Origin of the sequence: Pseudomonas sp. K5002 (genome assembly GCF_013386655.1) — a bacterium.
Lineage (GTDB): Bacteria > Pseudomonadota > Gammaproteobacteria > Pseudomonadales > Pseudomonadaceae > Aquipseudomonas.
In genome coordinates this window covers 1-2,538 of record NZ_JACARK010000584.1, presented here as the reverse complement: position 1 = coordinate 2,538, position 2,538 = coordinate 1, and the positions used below count along the sequence as shown (strand labels likewise).

General features: G+C 61.1%; 5 protein-coding genes. 4 read left to right on the top strand and 1 reads right to left on the bottom strand.

Features of this window, described 5'->3' with window-relative positions; all coding sequences use genetic code 11:
- A partial coding sequence (gshB, locus tag HX846_RS23985) for a glutathione synthase (RefSeq protein ID WP_178966219.1) occupies positions 1 to 684 on the bottom strand: 684 nt, incomplete at its 3' end.
- Between the two features lie 239 nt (positions 685 to 923).
- Between gshB and pilG the strand changes: the two genes are divergently transcribed.
- The 4 genes from pilG to HX846_RS23965 all read left to right on the top strand — a co-directional run.
- Positions 924 to 1,331 carry a twitching motility response regulator PilG gene (gene pilG / locus HX846_RS23980; RefSeq protein WP_003213736.1) on the top strand — a complete coding sequence of 136 codons (408 nt, stop codon included), beginning with the start codon at positions 924 to 926 and terminating at the stop codon, positions 1,329 to 1,331.
- Between the two features lie 47 nt (positions 1,332 to 1,378).
- Positions 1,379 to 1,744, top strand: coding sequence for a twitching motility response regulator PilH (pilH, locus tag HX846_RS23975; RefSeq protein WP_003213734.1), 366 nt, complete (start codon positions 1,379 to 1,381; stop codon positions 1,742 to 1,744).
- 12 nt (positions 1,745 to 1,756) lie between these two features.
- Complete coding sequence (locus HX846_RS23970; protein WP_003213731.1) at positions 1,757 to 2,281, top strand: chemotaxis protein CheW; 525 nt, start codon at positions 1,757 to 1,759, stop codon at positions 2,279 to 2,281.
- Positions 2,278 to 2,538 (top strand): type IV pili methyl-accepting chemotaxis transducer N-terminal domain-containing protein (locus HX846_RS23965; RefSeq protein ID WP_178966218.1); only part of this gene is annotated, 261 nt, incomplete at its 3' end. The genes HX846_RS23970 and HX846_RS23965, both read left to right, overlap by 4 nt.

The following is a 2,538-nucleotide window of genomic DNA, read 5'->3' as shown; positions in this document are numbered from 1 at the left end:
CGGAATGCGCGCCAGGCAGTAAGGCACCGGCTCGCCGTCGATCATCAGGATGCGCTTGTCGCCGTCCTTGATCGCCGGAATGTAGGCCTGGCCCATGATCTGCTGGGTGCCCAGCGCAGTCAGGGTCTCCAGGATCACCGACAGGTTCGGGTCGCCGGCGCGGTGGCGGAAGATCGAGGTACCGCCCATGCCGTCCAGCGGCTTGAGGATCACATCGCCGTGCTTGGCGGCGAATTCGCGCAGCACATCGGCGCGGCGGCTGACCACGGTCGGCGGCGTGCACTGCGGGAACAGCGTGGCGAACAGCTTTTCATTGCAGTCGCGCAGGCTCTGGGGCTTGTTGACGATCAGCACGCCCGCGCGCTCGGCCTGCTCCAGCAGGTAGGTGGAGTAGACGAACTCCATGTCGAACGGCGGATCCTTGCGCATCAGGATCACGTCGAGGTCGCTCAGGGGGCTGTCGATTTCGTCTTGCAGCTCGAACCACTTCTCGGGGTTGGCAAACACCTGCAGGGGACGCATCCGCGCCCGCGCTTCACCGTCGCCCTGGTAAAGGTCCGGCTGCTCCATATAGAACAGGCTCCAGCCGCGGGCCTGGGCGGCCAGCAGCATGGCCAGCGAGCTGTCCTTTTTATAGGAAATGCTGGCGATAGGGTCCATGACAATGCCGACGCGAACGCTCATGGGGGATTTCCTCTAGCAAATAAGGGCGCATAAAAGTGGCGTCAGAGTGGCGCTGCGGCTGTTGTGGGTCAAGGAAAAACCACCACGCGGGTCGGCCGATAGATTGCGTTCTGAGACTGTGCTAAAAAGGCTGCCATGGCACATCAGCCCTTGAATTCCGAGGCTTTTGGCGCTCGTCCTGTGCAACATCAGGCAGTACACACCGAAAACCTATTCGCTGTGGCGATGGTAGAGCAGATATGGAACAGCATTCCAACGCCTTGAAAGTGATGGTGATCGACGATTCGAAAACGATTCGCCGCACGGCCGAAACACTGTTGAAGAACGTAGGGTGCGATGTCATCACGGCCATCGACGGTTTCGATGCCCTGGCCAAGATTGTTGACCATCATCCACACATTATCTTTGTCGACATCATGATGCCGCGCCTGGATGGCTATCAGACCTGCGCGCTGGTGAAGAACAACCCGGCGTTCAAGTCGATCCCGGTAATCATGCTGTCCTCCAAGGATGGTCTGTTCGACAAGGCCAAGGGGCGCATCGTCGGCTCTGATCAGTTTTTGACCAAGCCTTTCAGCAAGGAAGAACTGCTGAGCGCGATCAAGGCCTATGTACCGGGCTTCGCCGCAGTAGAACAAGCACACTGACGGGGGCCCCACGAGGGCTTGCGTCTACTAGATAAGTGGGGAAAAACATGGCACGTGTTCTGATCGTCGACGATTCGCCGACTGAAATGTACAAACTGACCGAAATGCTCGAAAAGCACGGTCACACCGTCCTCAAGGCCCAGAACGGCGGCGATGGCGTTGCGCTGGCCCGTCAGGAAAAGCCGGATGCGGTGCTGATGGATATCGTGATGCCGGGCCTCAATGGCTTCCAGGCCACCCGTCAGTTGACCAAAGATGCCGAGACCAGCCACATCCCGGTGATCATCATCACCACCAAGGATCAGGAAACCGACAAGATCTGGGGCGAGCGCCAGGGCGCCAAGGATTACCTGACCAAGCCGGTAGACGAAGAAACCCTGATCGCCACCCTGAACAAGGTGCTGGCCGGCTGACGGCACGTTCCCATGACCGAGTCGCAAACCGCCTTCGAGCTGCTGCTGGACATCGACCGCCGCTGCCGCTTGCTGGCTGCCGACCTGCCGTCCCAGGAAACCCGGTTGCTCAGCTGGAGCGGGATCGGGTTTCGCCTGGGCGAACACTGGTACGTGGCGCCCATGGGCGAGGTGGCGGAAGTGCTGCACGAACCGCGCTGTACCTTGATGCCCGGGGTCAAGCCGTGGATCAAGGGCGTGGCCAACCTGCGCGGGCGCTTGCTGCCGGTGATGGACCTGGGCGGTTTCCTCGGCCTTGAGCTGTCGGTGGCGCGCAAACAACGGCGGGTGCTGGTGGTGGAGTATCAGGACGTGTTTGTCGGCCTGTTGGTGGACGAGGTGGTGGGCATGCAGCATTTCGCACAAGACGCGTTGTCGACGAGCACCGCAGGCGGCGCGCCGTTTATCCAGGGCCAGTTCGACGGCGACCAGCTGTGGCAGGTCTTCAGCCCCTTCGCCCTGGCCCAGGCTCCAGGTTTCATGGATGTCGCCGCATGAGTACCGTCACCCCGGTCAAACCCCAGGAAGCCTCCCGCAGCCGCTCGCAGATCATCGTGCTGTTTATCGCGCTGATCGTGTTCATCATGCTGCTGTTCGCCAACTTCGCGTACCTCAACACCCAGTCTACCTACGACAAACAGTACATCGGCCACGCCGGTGAGCTGCGGGTGCTGTCCCAGCGCATCGCCAAGAACGCCACCGAGGCTGCCGCCGGCAAGGCGGCGGCGTTCAAGCTGCTGGGGGATGCACGCAAC

Excerpts from the sequence above, each read along its gene's own strand:
- pilG (WP_003213736.1), top strand. The coding sequence starts at position 924 with ATGGAACAGCATTCCAACGCCTTGAAAGTGATGGTGATCGACGATTCG.
- pilH (WP_003213734.1), top strand. The coding sequence starts at position 1,379 with ATGGCACGTGTTCTGATCGTCGACGATTCGCCGACTGAAATGTACAAA.
- HX846_RS23970 (WP_003213731.1), top strand. The coding sequence starts at position 1,757 with ATGACCGAGTCGCAAACCGCCTTCGAGCTGCTGCTGGACATCGACCGC.